General features: G+C 55.3%; 17 protein-coding genes and 1 pseudogene. 7 read left to right on the top strand and 11 right to left on the bottom strand.

All coding sequences use genetic code 11. The features are described from left to right. The first annotated feature begins 135 nt into the window (after window positions 1-135). On the top strand, window positions 136-2,733 hold the full coding sequence (locus HMPREF0045_RS08360) for an excinuclease ABC subunit UvrA (protein ID WP_005987428.1): 2,598 nt from the start codon (window positions 136-138) through the stop codon (window positions 2,731-2,733). Between the two features lie 34 nt (window positions 2,734-2,767). Here the strand turns inward: HMPREF0045_RS08360 and HMPREF0045_RS08355 are convergent, their stop codons facing one another. From HMPREF0045_RS08355 to HMPREF0045_RS10790, 5 genes are all read right to left on the bottom strand, one after another. Then, complete coding sequence (locus tag HMPREF0045_RS08355; protein WP_005987426.1) at window positions 2,768-3,352, bottom strand: type IV toxin-antitoxin system AbiEi family antitoxin domain-containing protein; 585 nt, start codon at window positions 3,350-3,352, stop codon at window positions 2,768-2,770. 101 nt (window positions 3,353-3,453) lie between these two features. Beyond that, window positions 3,454-4,353 (bottom strand): nucleotidyl transferase AbiEii/AbiGii toxin family protein, encoded by a 900-nt coding sequence (locus HMPREF0045_RS08350; RefSeq protein ID WP_005987424.1) that lies wholly within the window; start codon window positions 4,351-4,353, stop codon window positions 3,454-3,456. Next, entirely contained in the window at window positions 4,350-5,006 is a 657-nt protein-coding gene (locus HMPREF0045_RS08345) for a type IV toxin-antitoxin system AbiEi family antitoxin domain-containing protein (RefSeq protein ID WP_005987422.1), read from the bottom strand. Before HMPREF0045_RS08345 ends, HMPREF0045_RS08350 begins: the two co-directional genes overlap by 4 nt. 22 nt (window positions 5,007-5,028) lie before the next feature. After that, the gene (locus tag HMPREF0045_RS08340; RefSeq protein ID WP_005987420.1) at window positions 5,029-5,631 is read right to left on the bottom strand and encodes a type IV toxin-antitoxin system AbiEi family antitoxin domain-containing protein; all 603 of its coding nucleotides are present in this window, start codon (window positions 5,629-5,631) and stop codon (window positions 5,029-5,031) included. Window positions 5,632-5,766: 135 nt separating this feature from the next. Next, window positions 5,767-6,039: a hypothetical protein gene (locus tag HMPREF0045_RS10790; protein WP_081466843.1), complete on the bottom strand. Its 273-nt coding sequence runs from the start codon at window positions 6,037-6,039 to the stop codon at window positions 5,767-5,769. On the opposite strand from HMPREF0045_RS10790, the pseudogene HMPREF0045_RS10260 reads away from it, so the two are divergent. From HMPREF0045_RS10260 to HMPREF0045_RS08325, 3 genes and pseudogenes are all read left to right on the top strand, one after another. Continuing rightward, window positions 5,941-6,472 (top strand): annotated as a pseudogene (locus HMPREF0045_RS10260) (transposase); the annotation flags it as partial. The gene HMPREF0045_RS10790 and the pseudogene HMPREF0045_RS10260 sit on opposite strands and share 99 nt — an antisense overlap. A gap of 98 nt (window positions 6,473-6,570) precedes the next feature. After that, window positions 6,571-6,765, top strand: coding sequence for a type II toxin-antitoxin system VapB family antitoxin (locus HMPREF0045_RS08330; RefSeq protein WP_005986094.1), 195 nt, complete (start codon window positions 6,571-6,573; stop codon window positions 6,763-6,765). Further along, a complete protein-coding gene (locus HMPREF0045_RS08325; RefSeq protein WP_005987416.1) occupies window positions 6,762-7,133 on the top strand; it encodes a type II toxin-antitoxin system VapC family toxin in 372 nt (123 codons plus the stop codon). The genes HMPREF0045_RS08330 and HMPREF0045_RS08325 overlap by 4 nt, the downstream gene beginning before the upstream one ends. Window positions 7,134-7,581: 448 nt before the next feature. On the opposite strand, the gene HMPREF0045_RS08320 is transcribed toward HMPREF0045_RS08325, so the two are convergent. From HMPREF0045_RS08320 to HMPREF0045_RS10585, 3 genes are all read right to left on the bottom strand, one after another. Then, window positions 7,582-8,175 carry a hypothetical protein gene (locus HMPREF0045_RS08320; RefSeq protein ID WP_005987414.1) on the bottom strand — a complete coding sequence of 198 codons (594 nt, stop codon included), beginning with the start codon at window positions 8,173-8,175 and terminating at the stop codon, window positions 7,582-7,584. A gap of 148 nt (window positions 8,176-8,323) precedes the next feature. After that, window positions 8,324-8,536 carry a type II toxin-antitoxin system Phd/YefM family antitoxin gene (locus HMPREF0045_RS08315; RefSeq protein WP_005987413.1) on the bottom strand — a complete coding sequence of 71 codons (213 nt, stop codon included), beginning with the start codon at window positions 8,534-8,536 and terminating at the stop codon, window positions 8,324-8,326. A 769-nt stretch (window positions 8,537-9,305) separates the two neighbouring features. Beyond that, window positions 9,306-9,473 carry a hypothetical protein gene (locus tag HMPREF0045_RS10585; RefSeq protein ID WP_157966984.1) on the bottom strand — a complete coding sequence of 56 codons (168 nt, stop codon included), beginning with the start codon at window positions 9,471-9,473 and terminating at the stop codon, window positions 9,306-9,308. An 837-nt stretch (window positions 9,474-10,310) separates the two neighbouring features. Between HMPREF0045_RS10585 and HMPREF0045_RS08310 the strand changes: the two genes are divergently transcribed. Both HMPREF0045_RS08310 and abc-f read left to right on the top strand, forming a co-directional pair. Beyond that, window positions 10,311-11,597, top strand: a complete 1,287-nt coding sequence (locus HMPREF0045_RS08310) for an MFS transporter (RefSeq protein WP_005987410.1) — start codon at window positions 10,311-10,313, stop codon at window positions 11,595-11,597. Window positions 11,598-11,858: 261 nt separating this feature from the next. Beyond that, window positions 11,859-13,328 (top strand): ribosomal protection-like ABC-F family protein, encoded by a 1,470-nt coding sequence (gene abc-f / locus HMPREF0045_RS08305; RefSeq protein WP_005987409.1) that lies wholly within the window; start codon window positions 11,859-11,861, stop codon window positions 13,326-13,328. Window positions 13,329-14,236: 908 nt separating this feature from the next. Here the strand turns inward: abc-f and HMPREF0045_RS08300 are convergent. Next, window positions 14,237-14,530: a Rossmann-fold NAD(P)-binding domain-containing protein gene (locus HMPREF0045_RS08300; RefSeq protein ID WP_005987408.1), complete on the bottom strand. Its 294-nt coding sequence runs from the start codon at window positions 14,528-14,530 to the stop codon at window positions 14,237-14,239. Between the two features lie 80 nt (window positions 14,531-14,610). Here HMPREF0045_RS08300 and HMPREF0045_RS08295 point away from each other — a divergent pair, with 80 nt between their 5' ends. Next, on the top strand, window positions 14,611-15,963 hold the full coding sequence (locus HMPREF0045_RS08295) for an IS30 family transposase (RefSeq protein WP_306437770.1): 1,353 nt from the start codon (window positions 14,611-14,613) through the stop codon (window positions 15,961-15,963). 220 nt (window positions 15,964-16,183) lie between these two features. On the opposite strand, the gene tet(W) is transcribed toward HMPREF0045_RS08295, so the two are convergent. Further along, window positions 16,184-18,106, bottom strand: a complete 1,923-nt coding sequence (tet(W), locus tag HMPREF0045_RS08290; protein WP_005987406.1) for a tetracycline resistance ribosomal protection protein Tet(W) — start codon at window positions 18,104-18,106, stop codon at window positions 16,184-16,186. A 361-nt stretch (window positions 18,107-18,467) separates the two neighbouring features. Further along, the coding region (locus HMPREF0045_RS08285; protein WP_005987404.1) for an ISL3 family transposase at window positions 18,468-18,929 on the bottom strand (462 nt) is incomplete at its 5' end.

The raw sequence follows: 18,929 nt of genomic DNA, 5'->3' as shown, positions 1-18,929 counted from the left end.
TACCCAGCTCACTTAGAAGCCAGCAAAAGCACGACGCCGACTGCGCCCTAAAAGCTGCGGCCTGTGTGGGATAATTTCTCTCGCAGGCCGCAGCTGGTTACAACCCTGGTGGCGTCGCGCCTGCTTGGAGGAAAAATGCGCGCTTTCGAAGAGTCCCAGGCGGCGCCGTCGCCAATTACCTCGCAGCGTGCCGCCCCGCAGAGTGCCGCCCGCACCCAAAAACCCCAGACCATTGAGGTGCGCGGGGCGCGCGTGCACAATCTGAAGAACCTAGACGTTGATGTTCCGCTAAATAAAATCGTTGGTATTGCTGGCGTATCTGGCTCAGGTAAATCCTCCCTGGCCCTGGGGGTTCTCTATGCGGAAGGCTCACGCCGCTACCTGGAGTCACTGTCCACATACACGCGCCGGCGCATGAGCCAAGCCCAACGCTCTGACGTGAGCGAAGTGCGTTACGTACCGGCGTCGTTGGCGCTACGACAAAGGCCGGGCGTGCCCGGAATCCGCAGTACTTTCGGAACCATGACTGAGCTAGCCAACAGTCTGCGACTGATGTTTTCGCGCCTAGCCCACCACCGCTGCCCTAACGGGCACTACGTTGAGCCCTCATTCGACGTCGCCCGCATGGCTGAAATTACCTGCCCCACCTGCGGCGTAAAATTTTATGGCCCTGGCGCTGAGGACCTGGCGTTTAACTCACGCGGAGCCTGCCAAACTTGCTCGGGCACAGGCCTGACCCGCAGCGTGAATGTTGCGGCGCTGGTGCCGGACCAGAACCTGAGCATTGACCAGGGCGCCGTCGTAGTGTGGGGCACACTGATGTGGGCCCTGATGAAAGACGTGTGCCGCGAGATGGGCGTGCGCACCGATGTGCCATTCAAAGAGCTAACTGAGGCGGAGCAGGAGATTGTTTACCACGGCCCGGCGCTAAAAAAGCACATTATTTACGTAAATCCTAAAACTAACCAGTCGGCCGAAATGGATTTCACCTATTACAACGCCATTTATACGGTCGAAAATGCGCTTTCTAAAGTTAAAGACGAAAAGGGCATGAAGCGCCTGGAGCGTTTCTTACAAGAGGACACTTGCCCTAAGTGTCACGGCACCCGTATGTCTGAAGCCACCCGGGCGCCCCGGTTGCGTGGTATTGGCCTGGACGCGGCCTCGCAAATGACCCTGTCTGAACTGATGGGGTGGGTTGAGGGGGTGCCCGACTCACTGCCGCAGAGGCTGCGTCCCATGGCCCAAAATATTTGTGAGGCTTTCTTTGACACCGCTCAACGCTTGCTTGACCTGGGGCTGGGCTACTTGGCGTTGGATCGTGCGGCGTCCACGCTTTCTACCGGTGAGCGCCAACGCGTGCAGCTAGCGCGGGCGGTGCGTAACCGTACCACGGGCGTACTGTATGTGCTTGATGAGCCTTCAATTGGCTTGCACCCGCATAATCTCAAGGGTTTGACGGGGGTGATGGATGATCTGTTGGCGGATGGCAACTCGGTGATTTTGGTTGACCACGACACTCAGGTGCTCACCCACAGTGATTACCTCATTGAGATGGGGCCCGGCGCTGGTTCCGACGGCGGCACGGTGGTTTGCCAGGGCACGGTTGCGCAGGTCATGGATGATTCTGCGTCGATTATTGGGCCGTATCTGAGGCAGCAGAACCAGCCTAAGCAGGCGCGGGCGGATCTTTTTGAGCGCGGCAGTATCCGCCTAGTCACGGACGCGATCCACACGGTGCAGCCACTTGAGGTGGATATTCCCCAGGGACGACTCACAGTGGTGACTGGGGTTTCGGGCTCGGGTAAAACCACCATGGTGCTTGAGAGCCTGATCCCGGCTTTGCAGGCGCGAATTGCCGGTCAGGCGCTGCCGGGGCATGTGCGCTGGCTGGAGGCACCGGGTATTGGCCGGGTTATGCTCATTGACGCCACCCCGATTGGTATTAATGTGCGCTCGACTGTGGCCACCTATGCGGGGGTGCATGATGAGTTGCGTAAGCATTTCGCCAGGTCCGAGGCGGCTAAGCAGTATGGAGCCAAACTTGCCGCTGAGGCCGGCTCGAAACCTGGCCGCCACCGTGGGCTTACGGCTGGCGCGTTTTCTTATAACACTGGTTCTTTGCGTTGCGACACTTGTGACGGCACTGGGCAGATCTCCCTTGACGTGCAATTTCTTCCCGACGTCGAGATTTGCTGCCCCGATTGTCGCGGATCTCGTTATGGGCGTGCGGCTCACGAAATTAGGTGCTTTTTTGACGACGGCGCCGCTTACAGCCTGCCTGACCTGATGGCTATGAGTGTGGATGAGGCTTTGGCTGTTTGCGCGGGCCTTAGCCGGGTGAGCAAGAAATTGCAGGTGCTGCACGATTTGGGTTTGGGCTATTTGACACTTGGCGAGCAGACACCGGGGCTTTCTGGTGGCGAGGCACAGCGGTTAAAGCTTGCCAGTGAGATGGGCCGGGGCCAAGGCGATTCGGTGTTTGTGTTTGATGAACCCACTATTGGCCTGCACCCAAAGGATGTGCAGACCCTAATGGGAGTGCTTGCCAGTTTGATTACTAAAGGCGCCACCGTGGTGGTTATTGAACATGATCTGGACGTAATCCGCAGCGCAGACTATGTGGTGGATATGGGCCCTGGCGGAGGTTTGGCCGGTGGCCAGGTGGTAGCCACCGGCTCCCCCGCTCAAATCAAAGCCTGCCCCACCAGCCTCACCGGCAAATTCATCTAGCAGCACTCAAACTTGAGCATAAAAGTTATTTGTTTTACAGAAGTATTTCTAGATAAGTTCTAATTTTACGCTCTACCCCAAGTTTGCGCGCATAATTCATAAGCTTTACTAGATCTCGATTCTTGCTGCGTGTATAGCTCTGCATTGCTGGCACAAGTAACTGCATATCAAGCACACTCTTGCCACGCATTAAGTCACACAGTGTTCTCTCAAGGTCGTATACTCTAACCATATTGCCGTATATCGTCTTCACCTGCGTTAAACCCAAATCAAGAACTTCGTTTGCGCAAGTACGACAGATAATACCGGCATCTTTGACTGCTGCAGTATTGTAGTTTCGGGGGAAAGTCATTGTTAAAGAAGCTGGAGTGTGGTCAGTCATCTCATGCAGATTCAATGCAGTGTCATCTGAGAACACGCCACGTGAGAACCTGTACTGGGCGATATATAGCGGATCTTCCCATACGTCTGGCAAGGCATAGAGCCCACGCGCAAGTTGTACAACTTCTCCAGAACAAACTACCTCAGCGAGCTTACGCCTCGGTATACCTGCAGCTGTAACCTGAGCAGCAGTCACATATCCAGCGTTTTGCGAGGCAATCTCAAGCACTGTCCGCATAGGCCCCTCTCCCGTACAACCACACTGAATATTATTCCAAATTCAGCATAACTGTACGTCACACATAAAGCTGTACCATTCTCACAAAATTTAGATTAAATCTAAGAATCTTTACATTCCCACTTGAGATCTTCAGGAAACCATTGCAAACCACTCACACTAGCACTAATAGCCGGGTCAATTAAATTTCCTGCCAACTCAGCTGCCACATCCATCACCTTCAGCCCTGCAGGCAACCCTGTATTAGCAGATAACTTTTCAAACTGCCTTCCCTGAGATAAACCCCATTCTCTAGGCACAGAAAACTTATCTGGCATTTCCATGCCACGGACAGCAACTTCACGAGATAAGCAATTTTGAAACTTATCGCCATCAACTGTACACGTAACCGCATAGACAGCAATATCAACTAAATCTTTAACTCTAGTAGAAACCCTACCATCGTGAATCTCAATCAAAGCACAAAACTTATCTGCTAACGCATTTTCTACTGGATAAAGTAAATAGTTGCAGGTAAACAGTCCTTCGATTTGAATTCTGTCAACAGGTTCAATAACTTCCACTTCTTCGAGAGGTACTTTATCAACAACAAGATCAATAGAAATCTGCTGCATCCGCTTAACACCAATATGAGGAGTAAACTTCACAGAAAGCCCACTACGATATTCATCTTCAGCTTTTATATGTTTTGAACCCGCAAATTCGAAAACAACAAAGTCACCTAAATCAGATTCAGCTAGTCTAACAAGCTCAGTCAACGCATTTTCAAGACTATCTTGTAATGCAAGTAAATCTATATCACGTGTAGCCCTAGCATCAATAGTGCGAGCAAGCATTGCCTGCCCGCCCTTTAATACAAACTTCTTGTTATTGCCAGCAAATACACGACAGAGCAATCTATGGAAATAGAAGGAAGACACCGCCCTACCTGTATCAAGAGATGATGCAGATGCAGCAGACTTGACTGCCATTTCAACCGCTGCGGCACTCTTGTAGGTCATAACCTATCCTTCTCACTGAGTAACCCTGCATCTGCAAGCAGACCTTCATATATTTCCTTGGCCTGGCTAGCAGAATAGTAATCACGCAGATAATTTGCCAGATTTTTAAAATCAAAATCGCGATTCACATAGGCAGCTTCTCTCAGCACATCAGCAACCAGCGAGAGATCTTCATCATCTAACACAAGGTCAAACACAATACGCTCAGGACGCGTAACAGGCAGCCCCTGCACAAAAGTCACCTCATCCCGAACAACTTTCCTCTTCACAAAACTAGCAACAGTTTTTCGCGAATTTATGCGCTTTGGAGCGTAAATACGGTAAGGTGACAGATGCAGATCACCCAGCTCAAGCAGTGATGAAGCAGTGGCGCCCCCAATCACTATGCCATCCCAATTCGAGCTACGCATCCGCTCATAACTAAAGTTTTCTGGCGCAGTCAGTTTCCAAATAGCTGCGAGCTCATCTGTATATGAGGAGCCAGCCCCGACCATGCGATAAGCACCTCTAATGACACGCTCAAGTCGACCAGACTCAACTGCATCATGCAGAGCGTCGCGTGGTATGCCCATGCGTTCAGCCTGGGCAGTTGTAAAGACACCCTCAGATTCTGAGAGTTGGGCTATAGCTTCCAGATGATTCGCTCGAACCATGTTGCAATTGTAGGCTACAAACCTACAAATGCAACACCTCCAGGTATACCTGTAACTCGCGCCTTACTCCGAGCGCTTCACACATGCGCGCCAACTCATGAAGATCTTTGTCACGACTATTGAAGTATCCACCAATAGCGTCACGCACAAGTTGCGCATCAACGCCACCCAGCTTCCTTTGCCTAATCAGATCAGCGATTGAACGTTCAGAGTTATAGCACCTGACCCTATTACCTGACGGCGTCATAATATTTGTTGCGCCAAGCTCGTAAATATCAGGGCGAACCCAGTGAATCTGAATGCCTGGAAACTCCTCAATCAGCCTGACCGGGTTATACCCCCTAGGTACGGTCACGGACTGCACTATCGGAAGCCTATCTGATAATCCATTTAGATACAACGCGCTGTTATGCGAAAAAATACACCTACGCCAACGTGCCCCAATCACAAGAAAGTCATCTTCGAAAACATCAGGCGTGCAGTAGATACCGCGTGAAATCCTATCAATAAGGCCTGCTTCACTCGCATAAGAGATAAGTCCCGCAGAAAATCCAGCACCCTTCAGCTGCGAAGAGTACGCCACCCCACCCTCGGCGTCGATGTAACTTACAAGCTCGTCAAGCATCAAAGTAGACACCTCCTCTACAACAGACGTTCATACAGCGTTATACAGCTATTGATGTATAAACGTCTATCAAGGGACAGCATCCCTCCCGCAAAGCGCACACACGCGGCCCCAAACACACAAGTATGGGTAGTTCTATGAGTACGCATTAAGGCCGCGTAGATCATCGAGCAGGCCAGGCCCGGAAACGGGCTCTTCGCATTTGAGGGTGTAAGTGTTGTGGGCGGGGTTGGGTGTGTCGTGGCCGGGTAGGGGTCGAGGTCTTTCGATGATGGAGATTCCTACACCGTCCATCTGAAAGACCTCGACATGCCCAATACTATCTTTGATCGCCCTGACCTGAGCGCGTTCACGGGCCTGGATGGCCTGGGGTTGGAGGTGACGGGTCAGCGCATTTGGCCAGACCATGCAGTGTTGGCTTGCCGCATTACTGGTGAGGACCAGTGGTGTCGACGCTGCGGGTGCCAGGGCATTTCTCGTGACACGGTAGTCAGGCGCTTGGCGCATGAGCCCTGCGGGTGGCGCCCCACGATCTTGCATGTGAGCGTGCGCCGCTACCAGTGCCCAGAGTGTGCTCACGTGTGGCGCCACACCCCGCATGGGGACAGGTACGTCACCGTCATCTTGGATTTGACGCCCGTCCACGATCACAGTGGCCCCTCCCGACTCCTAGACATGGTCCCAGGCCGATCCAAGCAGGTCTTCAAAACCTGGCTGGCCTCCCAGCCTCACACCTGGCGCGAGGGCGGTCATGGCCCCCTTCCACGACGTGCACCTCGCCGGGGATGCTCTCAATGAGTGCCGCAGACGCACCAGGCAAGAGCTCCACCATCGACGCGGGCGTGCCTAGCTCCCTCACAGAAATCATCACACTGGGAAGAACACTCAGTCGAATCAAATGATGCTGTTAGTGATGCTATCCTGAATGTGGAGGTAGCCATGAGAACCACTGTGACACTCGATGATGACCTGCTCGCGCGCGCCGAGGAACTGACTGGGATCAGTGAACGATCCGCGTTGATCAGGGACGCGGTTGAGCTTCTCGTTCGTATTGAGACGGGACGGCAGCTCGCCGAGCTCGGCGGCAGCGATTCGGCGGCGGAAGCTGCGCCGCGTAGCCGCAGGCGCGCATGAGAGTCCTCGTCGACACGAACATCTGGATTGATCACCTACGAAAAACTGAGCCGGTCCTGGTCGACCTGCTCGAGCGCGACCAGGTGTGCGTGCACCAGAGCATCATCACCGAGCTCGCGTTGGGGAATCTCAAGGACCGGTCGGTCTTCCTGAAGGCGATCGAGCGCCTCATGGTCCTTCGCAATGTCGACGATCAGGGGGTCCGGCACCTCGTCGAGGAGCGGCGGCTGTGGGGCAGGGGGCTCAGTGCTGTCGATGCGGCGCTCCTGGCGAGCGTCGTCGTGACCCCCGGCGTGTCTCTGTGGACGCGCGATAAGCGCCTGCGTCAGGCCGCACGTGACGTGGGTGTGTTGGCGGAGCTTGACTGAGGTACGCGCATTCTGACGAGGCTGGGGCGCGCGGGAGCGTGGCCCGGCGTGGCTGTTGGGGCAGAGTTTGCTGTGAGGGAGCAACGGAGGACAGGGAAGTCCTCTGTCTGCTCGGTGGGAAGCACTGGTGTGTGCCTCCGTGGTGTGTCACAGCAATGTGTAGAAATAGTAAGAGCCAGATTCTAGGGGTGGTTGCAACACCCTTCACGCTGCTAACAACACACCAAAACGCTCCCGAGGCGTATCCCAGTCTAACGTCTTACGCGGCCGATCATTAAGCTCATCTGCAACCGAACAAACTTCTAATTAAACCTTACAAACGTAGACAATAAGTTTACGGCCTATTATGCACATGCAGCATTAATTATTTAAACAATCAAAATACGGTGAAACAAAAGCGTGGGGACACCAGGTTGTTGGTGTCCCCACAAGCAAGCTTTAAGCTGGCCTACTTAGTGATAGTAAACGAGTACATATCATTACCGACAAGCATAATGCCAACCGTATTATCTTCACCTAAAGATATTGGATAAACCCTACGGTCTCCTACAGTGTTAATGTCATCTTTCTTTTTGTCACTGATAACCAGGTCTATTTCACCGCTATCATAGTCATATTGGCTAATACTCCAATATTTGTAGTCGTGTGAAATACACTTATCTGAGTCTTTCCCGCTGACCTGCCAAGTTTGGTCAGCGTTAAACACTAAGACCACATTAGTACAATCACCGGTGGTACCAACCAACTTAACTCCGGTAATAGCAGCCGCAGTATCTTTACGGTCCTTATCTTTGGACGCTTTTCTAGCAGCTTCCTTATCATTGGCTGCTTTAGCGTCAGCAAGAACGGCCTTAATCGCTGCCGAATCAGGAGCCACAGTCAACCGTTGCCTATACTCCTGAGCTTTATCAGATTCCAAACTTGTCATAGACGAAAGCGAAGCATAAGCCTCAGCCCTATCATCCGACACACTATTACCACAGCCAGACAACGCTAACGTAGCGCACATAACCATGGCCATAAACATCGACAATTTCTTCATCGAATTACCCCTTCCGAATTGCTTTTAAGGGTACCCCCCCCCCACATAAAATCCGCAAGAGCAAATTTGAAGAAATCCGCAGCTTCAGCCCCTAGTAAGGGACCACAGCGTAACTACCACTTTCCATAGAGACACAAAACTACAGAGCTCACTTCGCTAGTTCTTCAAACACGTCCGCGTAGGCATCCATGAAGTCGACAGCGACGTCGACAGCACTCGCCGCCTGCTGGGCCGGCTGAATAACCACCCAGGGCCTGTTGTTCTTGAGGATCGTGACAGGCTTCCCCGTCCGGTTCACCTCTGCCGTCACTCGCGAAAAGTTATTCTTCGCCTCGGCGAGCCCCATAGTAAGAGCCGACATATTACCCCTTTCGATTCTAGCCACAATTATGGCCAGAATATGGCATCAGATCAATCGATTGGCCACAACGAGCGCGGAAGATCTGACACTGCCACGCTCGCCCAATTAAAGAAACACCGGCCTCATCCCAGGAATCAGGGACGAGGCCGGGGCTTGCTGCTCTGACCGGCTATTTGGGTCAGCTTAGTCAGCTACTCTGATCAGTTTTAGCCAGCTTAGTTAGCTAGGAAGCCGCTAGAAAGCGTCACTCCCACTCGGTGGTTATAGTTTTGCCGTCTCGTCACTCCAGTTGCACCCAGTTTTCGGCGGCATCTCGAAGTGAGTGCCGCTGAATGACGCGACGTCGCGTTTCATCGGCTTCGGGGACAAAAGCTGGGACAACTTCAAAAACCATTTTCAAACTCAGAGTATTGAGTTTTTATTTTTGTCCCAAGGGGCACGGAGAGCCGCCTTTGGAGGCTCGATATCGCCGAAAAACGCCCGTTTTGAAACTCAACCGCCTTTGAGCCTGCAAACCACCAGCTTCAACAGTAAGTGAGTCGACGCGGGTGGCTTACGAGCCGTTCACAAAACCGCAGGCCACAGGTCTTTGTCAACGATAAGCAAAGTGAATAGTCTCAGGTGGCTTGCCCATGAGTTGGCGTAAGCCTGTTTAGCAAAAGGCTAATCGGACACGACAGGCCGCCCGCATGGCGACGGCGTTTCCCGTGCGGGCACAAACAGCCCTGCGTGCCCTGTCGCGCGATATCCCAATGCGACGTTCAGAACCCTACCCGCCAAGCAGCCACCTCGCGAAATTCAGCACGAGCACGCCCTCCCGGGTATGGGGCTCATGCCTCGTGCGAGTGATGAGAATCTTCGGGAATGCATCCCCGATGGATAGAATCGGCGCAATCTCCCTCTCGAGCGTCGAATCGGCGCCGATATCGTCGCTCACATACACTTTCCTTCCCGGTTTCGAAACTTGGAAGGCAGTATGCGCAAGGATGCGTCGAGGTGCGATCCCAGTCGTACCATGCCAGCAGAGATGTCGAGGCACATTCGTTCATGCTGCAATGCGGGCATCGGAGATGAAAAACAGCCCGTCGGGTAGTCATGGGCGTGCGGGAGCCCGCATCAGTAACCTGCCTCCTCGGTTGTCCCTTCTTTGCATGGTCGTCTACATAAAGGAGGAACCAGCCATGCAGATCAGCATGCTTGCCCTTCTTGGGTCACGGACCGGGGAGGCGAGGGCCTCCGTCGGGACCGCCCCGAGCAACCGGCATATCCAAGGAATGACAAGGCTCGATCGCTGTGCTGGTCAGGATGCCGAAGCGGGCCGTCCGCCAATCGGAATGCGGGTCAGGATGCTGCAACGTGATTCCAGCTGCAGGATACGGCTCCTTTGCGGTTGCCGCAAAACCTGCTGGCAACATTCTTACTATCCGAATGATGTACGCATCCCTTGGGATCGTTTCGCCTGACCAGGGCCATCTTCAGCGCCTCATCGGCCAGCTCGGCAGGCGCCTCTTCCACGCGTAATAGCCCTGGCGGGTCACCTATGCAACCAAAGATACAAAAGGAATCGAATGGCCAGAGAGGATTGCCCTTACCGATGCTCGATTCTTGACAGGCAAACTCAAGCCTCGTTAATATTACATGGTTTGCCAGACCGAATTAACAAAGGAGGGGTGTCGTGGTTGGTCTTTTCCGCACGTGGATGAGCGCCTAGAAAGCGGCGCTGTTGTGGCGTCGCGCTGTTTTTCTGCACGCCATTTCACGATTGGACATAACCATGATATTTGAAACCTCTCGGGGCAGGTCTGTTCTGCTGTGCCATTCATGGCAATTCAAGCTTTGTTTCGTATGGGGCGGGGAGCTCGTTTCGACATTGACGAGTTCGATTCTCCAAATGGGTCTTATTTGGCATCTCGCCCTCACGACAGGGTCGTCTTCTCTCCTCTCCTTAGCATCGCTGGCAGGCTTTCTGCCGATTGCTTTGTTCGGAATCCTTGCGGGCGCCGTTGTCGACAGACTGCCTTTGAAACGTGTCCTCATCGGCGCCGACCTCTTCATTGCCGCGGTGGGTGCCGCCTTGGCGATTGCCTCGTTGGCCGGCAGCTTACCTGCATGGCTAATTCTCATCGCCCTGTTTCTCCGTGCAGTTGGTACTTCGTTCTACACGCCAGCCTCCCAATCTCTCACGCCCCATCTCGCCCCGCCAGAGCATCTCGTTCGCCTATCGGGGGTGACTCAGGCGATTCAGTCCGGCGGATACATTCTTGGCGCCGCGCTTGCAGCAGTGATTTATCCCGTGGCGGGCATTACCGCTATGATTGTCCTCGACGTGCTGGGAGCGCTTTTCGCTTCTTTAGCCGTCCTCGCCGCACAGATAGACGCAGGGGGCCTCGATGAAGCCGACCGCAGCTTGTCCTTTTCCAATAAGGTTCGAGAGCTCTTCTCTGAGATTTCGGACGGCTACAAGCTGATTAGGGAGTACAGGGGGCTGTTCGCCCTTCTTTGGTGCGGGTTCGTCTTCGCTTTCGCGTTCTCTCCGCTCGCGGCATTGTTCCCAATAATGACCTTGGGGCATTTTGGCGGTAGCACGGGGGATGCCGCTTTGGTGGAAATCCTTTTTTCTGCAGGCATGCTGGCTGGGTCCGGCATTTTGGCGGCCACGGGAGGGTTCCGCAATAGGTCGTTCACCATGGTCGCCGCGATTGCCGGCTTCGGCATTGCCGCAATCGTATCCGGATCGCTCGGCCCGTCATTGTTCGCTGCTTTCCTGCCGGTGAGCTTTCTTATGGGCGCATGCTCCCCGTTGTACGCGGGAACCCAGACTGCCCTTATGCAGGAGCAGATACCTCCTGAGTACCTAGGCCGCGTTTTCGGCCTCTACGGAACCATCATGGCGTGGGCCATGCCCATGGGCCTCGCAGCCCCCTCCGTTTTTGCGGATCTGCTTGGAGCTCCGTTATGGTTCGTCGGCTCTGGAGCGACCATGGTACTGCTTGCGATGGCTATGCTGCTTGCTCCGAGCGTCCGAAACGCGGGGAAAAGAGATACCGGGCAGATTCAATAGCCCAAGTATTCGAAAAAAAGAGGCAGCAGCCATCGGTTCAAGCGTCAGCCTTCAAGCCCTTGCGACGACGAGGTATTGCACCGACATTCCGCATCGCGCTCCTTATTCGTCGCCAACTATCATTTTCGGATTTGCCGGCTTGCGCAAGGTCAAAACGCTCGCGCCGGCAATTGGGCAAAGGCGAAAAATCGACGTGAGCAATCTTTTTTGGCATGGCTGCGCTTCCAGTAAAACGCTAATACACAAAAGGCGGTTCAACCTATGGAACTCATAGTCAAAGCTAAAGACATCTTTTTGGAATATGCCGGCCGCGATATCCTAGATATCGAAGAGTTGGAAATCTACTCCTACGATCGCATCGGCTTGGTGGGAGACAATGGCGCAGGCAAAACCAGCCTGCTTAAAATTCTGAGCGGCAATCTTACCATTGCGGACGCCGACGTCAGGCGCTTCGGCAGCATTGCCCTCATCGGCCAACTCGATGAACTCGACCTTGATGCGGCTCAGGACAGTGGTGAGATGCTCTCCCGTCTCAACGTCGCCGGAGTGGCGCAGGAGACGATGAGCGGCGGGGAGGAAACACGCGCCAAGATTGCCTCTGCACTCTCCCAGCATGCAAGCGCGATCTTCGCCGACGAGCCTACGAGCCACCTCGACCAAGACGGCATCCGCCTTCTCGTCGGACAACTCAAGGCATTTGATGGGGCTCTGCTCATCGTGAGCCATGACCGTCATTTTCTCGACCAGGTGGTAGACAAGATCTGGGAGCTCAAAGACGGCGGTATTTCCGAATTCTGGGGTGACTACTCCGACTATCTGCGACAGAAAGAAGAAGAGCGCAAAGCTCAGGCGACTCGATACGAAGAGGCGATGCGCGAGCGCGATCGCCTCGAAGCCGCCATCGAAAAACAACGGAAAAAAGCACGGCAGGTCGACGCCAAGCGGAAGGCTGCGAAAAAAAGCAACGAGTATGCAGGTCGATTGGGGCATCAGAAAGCAACCGGCACCAAACAGAAGAGGATGTACCAGGCGGCTAAGGACATGGAGAAGCGCCTCGAAGCGCTCGAAGGGATTGAGGCCCCAGATAGCATTCGCGCCGTGCGGTTCCGCCAGAGCAAGGCCCTGGAACTGCATAGTAAATTTCCCATCTCGGCAGACGATTTCAGCTTGAGCTTCGGCAACTGCATGCTCTATGACCACGCGAAATTCGAGATACCGCTCGGTGCCAAAGTGGCCATCACCGGTGGCAACGGTACAGGAAAGACCAGCCTGCTGAAGGCAATCGCTCGACGCGCCGACGGTATCAACATCTCTCCCAAGGCAGAGATCGGTTACTTCGAGCAAACAGGCTACAAGTTCGACGCCCGTCAGTCTGCGATCTCGTTCATGCAGGATGGTTGCGAGTACAGCATGACCGAAATTCGAGGCATCCTCGCCTCTATGGGAATCGGACCGCGCGACCTGACAAAGGACGTTGGCGTTCTCTCGGGAGGCGAAGTCATCAAGCTGCTACTCGCGAAGATGCTGCTGGGCAGATACAACATCTTGCTCATGGACGAGCCTGGAAATTACCTGGACATCAAGAGCGCCGAAGCCCTCGAGCAGATGATGAGCGCCTATGCCGGAACGATAGTGTTCGTCTCCCACGATAAGAGGCTGGTCGAGAACGTCGCAGACATTGTCTACGAAATAAAGGACACCAAGCTAGTCAAAATCTTTCAGCGCGAATAGCCCTAAATGAGCAAGAAATAATCCCCGAACGGAGACAAGGGAGTAAAACGGCAAAGAAAGAGCCTCCGTCCCAACGCAGGGAACGGAGGCTCTTTAATCGCTTTTACTCATCTCCGTCGCTGGTGGCTTTGTCATGACTCTCGTACGAAACGAAACTCAGCGGCACAGTGCGGCACTCAAAATCGCAGGTCAGAACCCTATCGGCCTACTCCCACTCGATGGCTTCAGTTTTACTGTCCCGACATTCCAGTTGTCCTCAGTTTTCGATGCCGTCTCAAACCGAGTGCCGCCAAGTAACACTATGTCGTGTTTCATCGGCTTCGGGGACAAAAGCCGGGGCAATCTCAAAAACTCATTCCAAACTCGGGGCTTTGAGTTTTCGTTTTTGTCCCAAAGGGCACGGCGGACAGCCTTTAGAGGTTCGATATCGACGAAAACGCCCGCTTTGAAACTCAAGTGCCTTTTCGTGTGCGAGCCGCCAGCTGCAATAGGAAGTGAATCAACGCAGGCGCCTTTCAAGCAGTTTGCAAAACTGCAGGTTGCAGGCCTTCATTGCTAGTAGGGGAAATGAGTAGTCTCAGGTGGCTTGCCCATGAGTTAGCGAGCAGGTTGGGGCTTCGTTGTTGGCGCAATCACTTCGTGCACACTCGAAAGGTCTGTTTAACTTCAGACAGGGCGCCAGTGCCTACGCGCAGTGGCGCAGATGATGGGCAGCAAGAGACAAGCATCTGCTGCCGCCCATCAGAAAGCATCGTACAGGCCATACCACACGTCGGTGTAGATGAAGTCGGCGCCCTTGATGCACTCGGTTGTCGTCGGAGACCTTGCAGTTCTCCTCGCCGATGGCCATGAGGTCGCCCATCTCCTGCGAAGGCGGGCGAGCCGTAGCTCGCCCGACCTGGTACGTCTTACAGACCGTGCTTACCGAGAGCGGCCATGCGCTCATTGATGGTGGCGCGGTATGCCGCAGCCTTCTGCTCGTCGGGCTCGCTCTGGGGGCACAGAGTGGCCAGGATGGCGCGAATGGAGTGCTTGCGGTTCTCGGCCTCGACCCAGCACAGGGAGCGCTCGGGATCGTCCATGACCTCGTCGACGACTTCCTCGCCACGGTTGGCGGGCAGGCAGTGCATGAACATGCTGTTCGGACCGGCAACGTTCATCATATCCCAGGTCACCTGGTACTTCGGATAGAACACATCCATGTAGCTGGAGCTGGAGACTTCACCTTGATTATCAACTTTATCCGAACACCTCCCACATTCATCCGCACATGTGCGGATGAATGTGGGAACCCGATACCCTGAGGGCCGGATCGGCCGGCCCCGGGAGATCGGAGGACGGCATGTCCGGAAAGAAGAAGAGCGGCTCCGCAAGGGCGGTCCCGAGGGCCTACGGAAGGCTCACGAGGCACGAGCGGGACACGGTCCAGAGGATGCTGGAGCGCAGGGCGTCGTGCAGGGAGATCGCGAGGGAGCTGGGCAGGTCGCCCTCGACGGTGAGCGCCGAGGTGGCGTCGCACAGGTTCGTGACGGCGCCGAAGGCCAGGCGCGGCGAGCGCGTGGACGCCTCCGCCGACCTGTCGGCGGCCTGCCCGCGCCTGGCGGCGTGGCCGCGCTGCTGCAACGGGTGCGGCCGGTACCGCGCGATCGGCTGCAAGCGCCGCCCCCACGTCTTCTACGAGGCCCGGGCCGCGCAGCTGTGCGCCGACTCGGTCCTCGTCTCGTCCAGGCGCGGGATAGACGCCGACGAGCCCGCCGCGGCGGCCAGGCTGGAGGCGATAAGGGACTGCCTGCGCCGGGGGCTGTCGCCCGAGCAGATGGCGGCGCGCAACGGCGGCCCGGTGGACCTGTCGCCGTCGACCATCTACCGCTGGGTCTCGGCGGGCTACGACGGCATGACCAACATGGAGCTCAGGCGCAAGGTCGGCTACAGGCCGAGGAAGCGCGCCGCGGGCCGGGCGGCGACCCGCCACTCCGCCCGCAGGTCGCATGCCGCGTTCCTCGCCCTCGGGGAGGACGCGTGCGCCGCGGCCTGGGAGATGGACACCGTCGAGGGGGCCCGGGAGGACTCCGCCTGCCTGCTCACGCTGCTGCACCGCCCCAGCAGGCTCCAGCTCGCGCTGCCGCTGGAGGAGAAGACCGCCGGGTGCGTCGCGGACGCCCTGGAGGGCGTCCGGGCCATCCTCGGCGCCGACGGGACGCGCCGCGTGTTCCGCGCCGTCCTCACCGACAACGGCGCCGAGTTCTCCGACGAGGCGGCGATCGCGGCGCTGCTCGGCGAGGGGCCGGGCGAGACGAGGCTGTTCTACTGCGACCCCAGGCGCAGCGACCAGAAGGGCGCCTGCGAGCGCAACCACGTCGAGATCAGGAAGCTGCTGCCCAAGGGCGCCGGAATCAGGTTCGACCGGCTCGCCCCGGCCGACCTGGCGCTGGCCATGTCGCACGTGAACTCCGAGCCCCGCGGCGCGCTCGGCTTCGCGACGCCCGCGCGCGCCTTCAGGGCGATGCTCGGGGAGGACGCGGCGGCGCTGCTGGACGCCTACGGCGTGGAGGACGTGCCGCTCGGCGATCTCGACCTGACGCCGGGGCTCATCGAGAGGGCGCGCGCAGAGAGGGGCGATGCCCCGCTGGCCTAGCCTAGGAGAAAAACGGAATAGACGGACCGACCGTCCGGCTGAGTCTGGGAAGAGGTGCCGGGCGGCGGGCGGAGCATGGCCACCGGACCCATCGAAACACATCTCCACCATTCCTTCAACTGGGAAAATGCCGCCCCCGGGGCCCGGATAGGACCTCGGGGGCGTTCGGTTAACTGCGGGAGCGTGCCGTCAGCTCAATGTGTTCGGTTGGGATCGGAAATCAACCAGTGATCTTACTGAACATATGGCGCACCTTGTCCAGGCGGCTGTTTGGACGGCGGGGCTGGATGACTGGCTTGCCGACAGCGGCCTGATACCCTTTCAGTTCTGTAAGGCATACGCTCTGCCCGTTGGTGTAAAAGGCCAGATCAGTACGGTATGCCTGTATACAGCGGGCGGGAATCTCGCCAGTAAAGACAACTTCATCCTTTTTTACCTGGACCGTTTCGATGGTGGCACAGTATTTCGGTGCATCATGATAAGCCCTGGAAAGATATTCCCGGGGCGCATAGAGGGTGAAGGAGAGATAAGGTTCCAGCAGTTGCGTCCCTGATTCCTTCAATGCCTGTTCCAATACAATCGGGGCCAATGAGCGGAAGTCCGCCGGCGTGCTGACCGGACTGTAATAAAGCCCGTATTCAAAGCAAATCTTACAGTCCGTTACGTTCCAGCCGAACAAGCCCTGCTCCAGCCCGTAACGGATACCATCCCTGACAGCGTTTTGAAAACTCTGGTTCAAGTATCCCAGCGAAACCCGGCTCTCGTATTGTACACCGGAGCCAAGCGGGAGTGGTGTAACAGACAGTCCGATGGATGCCCAAAACGGGTTGGGCGGCACCTCGATATGGATGGTGTGGCTGGCTGCTTTGAGCGGCCGCTCCATATAAATGACGGTGGGTTCCTTTACCACTGTTTCAAGCTTGTATTTTTCCGACAGCAAAGCGGAAACAACCTCCAACTGCACCCGGCCCAAAAAAGAAAGAATGATCTCATGGGTGATGGAATCCACCTCGCAGCGCAAAAGCGGGTCAGTATCCGCAAGTTGCGTAAGAGCGTCCAGCAGCCGTTCTCTTTGCGCTGCCGTTTTCGGCGCAATCGACGTCCGCAGCATGGGGAGGGGGTCCTCACGCCACCTTTTACGAGGGAGCCGGGTTGGGTCCCCTAATACATCGTTTAACCTCACGCTGTCGCTGGGAAGGATAACAATTTCACCCGGATAAGCGGTGTCTGTCCGAACAATTTCCCCTTTGGATGGAATACGCATCTCTGTGATTTTCAGCTTTTCTCTCCCGGCCAGAGCCACCGTATCCCGCAGGCGCAGCGTTCCGCTGTATAGCCGCAAATAGATGAGCCGCTGGCCACAATCTGTATACTCCACCTTGAAAACGCTGCCGCATAGGGCGTCGCTCCCCTGTTCCCCAATCGGTTGGAACAGCCCTGTCACCGCATCCATCAACGGTTGAATGCCAAGGCCCTTTTTGGCGCTGCCATGATAGACCGGGAACAGGGAGGCGTCTTGAACCCGCCGCTGTTCCTCCTGCGCAAGTTCTTCCCGGCTGATTGGTTCTCCTGCGATATACTCTTCCAATAATTCATCGTTATTTTCGATGACCGCATCCCATGCTTCTATGTCGGTATTTTCCTCCAGGACTATTTCCGGGGACAGCGACACCGTCTGCTTGATGATAATATCGGCGGAGAGCTTATCCCGAACAGACTGAACCACGCCCTGCAAATCAACGCCAGCCTGGTCGATCTTATTGATAAAGATAACGGTGGGAATGTCCATTTTCCGCAGGGCATGGAACAGAATACGGGTCTGGGCCTGCACACCATCTTTAGCGGAGATCACCAAGATGGCCCCATCTAAAACAGCCAAAGAGCGGTACACCTCCGCCAAAAAATCCATGTGGCCGGGCGTATCCACAATGTTGACTTTACATCTGTGCCACTGGAAGGAAGTGACTGCCGCTTGAATGGTAATCCCACGCTGCCGCTCCAAAAGCATGGTGTCCGTCCTCGTTGTCCCTTTTTCGACGCTCCCCGGTTCTGAAATGGCTCCGCTGGCATATAGCAGGCTCTCCGTCAAGGTCGTCTTTCCAGCGTCTACATGGGCAAGAATTCCAATATTGATTATTTTCATGTGATTGTCCTCCCTTTACTGCCCCGAAGGGCATAAAAATCCCCAGCAGTAAAATACTTTTACCACTGGGGATGATAATTTGCGGACATACACATATGCAGCATACACCTGTTTGTGAGTGCTGTTTTTGGGGATATGTCAAAATTGATAAGGCAAAAGTATTCTTAAATTGGGTACAAAAAACTAAGCCCCTACAAAAGGGACTATCATAATCCTTTGTTCCCACTATTTGATTATAGTTTTATTTAAGAATACCTTGCCGCATATTTTTTACTCCTTTTCTGGACTTGAATTATTATATCACATCAGTTTTAGGAAAACAAGTATCTAAAAGAAATTTTTCTTCCCCTTATATGGCTCTTCATAATTGAGGGTGTAGTTGGGGTCTGAATCCTCCGGTTTCGAGGAGGCAGCGGGCGATGTAGTTGGTGAGGTTGCGGAACCCAAGAGCGGATCCGCGTAGATGTTCAAGGCGCCCGTTGATAGCTTCGGTAGGGCCATTGGAGGTGTGGGGATGATCGAAGTAGGCCAGGATGTCCCTGGATCGGCGTTTGAGTGTCCTGCCCAGCGTAATGAGCTCTCTCAGACCCCTCGGTACACGCGTGCAGGTCAGTGTATTAATTTCGGCTTGCATCATGGCCTTGCCCGCAGCCGTGTCGGGCGCGCGGTAGGCATCAATGATGTTCTGGTAGGCACTCCAAGTGACCTCGAGTGCGACGTGGCAATCGCTGGCGAACAGGTCGAGTAGTTGGTGCTGCTGACGCGGCGTGAGCAGGCAAGATCTGGTGTGTAACATCCTGCGAGCCTTGTACAGGGGATCCGG

It is taken from the genome of Actinomyces graevenitzii C83, assembly GCF_000239695.1.
Classification (GTDB): domain Bacteria; phylum Actinomycetota; class Actinomycetes; order Actinomycetales; family Actinomycetaceae; genus Actinomyces; species Actinomyces graevenitzii.
The sequence above is the reverse complement of the archived record's forward strand: the minus strand, read 5'-3'. Positions and strand labels throughout refer to the sequence as shown.

Excerpts from the sequence above, each read along its gene's own strand:
- HMPREF0045_RS08310 (WP_005987410.1), top strand. The coding sequence starts at position 10,311 with ATGATATTTGAAACCTCTCGGGGCAGGTCTGTTCTGCTGTGCCATTCA.
- HMPREF0045_RS08340 (WP_005987420.1), bottom strand. The coding sequence starts at position 5,631 with ATGCTTGACGAGCTTGTAAGTTACATCGACGCCGAGGGTGGGGTGGCG.
- abc-f (WP_005987409.1), top strand. The coding sequence starts at position 11,859 with ATGGAACTCATAGTCAAAGCTAAAGACATCTTTTTGGAATATGCCGGC.
- HMPREF0045_RS08325 (WP_005987416.1), top strand. The coding sequence starts at position 6,762 with ATGAGAGTCCTCGTCGACACGAACATCTGGATTGATCACCTACGAAAA.
- HMPREF0045_RS08360 (WP_005987428.1), top strand. The coding sequence starts at position 136 with ATGCGCGCTTTCGAAGAGTCCCAGGCGGCGCCGTCGCCAATTACCTCG.
- HMPREF0045_RS08350 (WP_005987424.1), bottom strand. The coding sequence starts at position 4,353 with ATGACCTACAAGAGTGCCGCAGCGGTTGAAATGGCAGTCAAGTCTGCT.
- HMPREF0045_RS08345 (WP_005987422.1), bottom strand. The coding sequence starts at position 5,006 with ATGGTTCGAGCGAATCATCTGGAAGCTATAGCCCAACTCTCAGAATCT.
- HMPREF0045_RS08300 (WP_005987408.1), bottom strand. The coding sequence starts at position 14,530 with ATGGATGTGTTCTATCCGAAGTACCAGGTGACCTGGGATATGATGAAC.
- HMPREF0045_RS08295 (WP_306437770.1), top strand. The coding sequence starts at position 14,611 with ATGTGGGAACCCGATACCCTGAGGGCCGGATCGGCCGGCCCCGGGAGA.
- HMPREF0045_RS08355 (WP_005987426.1), bottom strand. The coding sequence starts at position 3,352 with ATGCGGACAGTGCTTGAGATTGCCTCGCAAAACGCTGGATATGTGACT.
- HMPREF0045_RS08330 (WP_005986094.1), top strand. The coding sequence starts at position 6,571 with ATGAGAACCACTGTGACACTCGATGATGACCTGCTCGCGCGCGCCGAG.
- HMPREF0045_RS10790 (WP_081466843.1), bottom strand. The coding sequence starts at position 6,039 with ATGGTCTGGCCAAATGCGCTGACCCGTCACCTCCAACCCCAGGCCATC.
- HMPREF0045_RS08320 (WP_005987414.1), bottom strand. The coding sequence starts at position 8,175 with ATGAAGAAATTGTCGATGTTTATGGCCATGGTTATGTGCGCTACGTTA.
- HMPREF0045_RS08315 (WP_005987413.1), bottom strand. The coding sequence starts at position 8,536 with ATGTCGGCTCTTACTATGGGGCTCGCCGAGGCGAAGAATAACTTTTCG.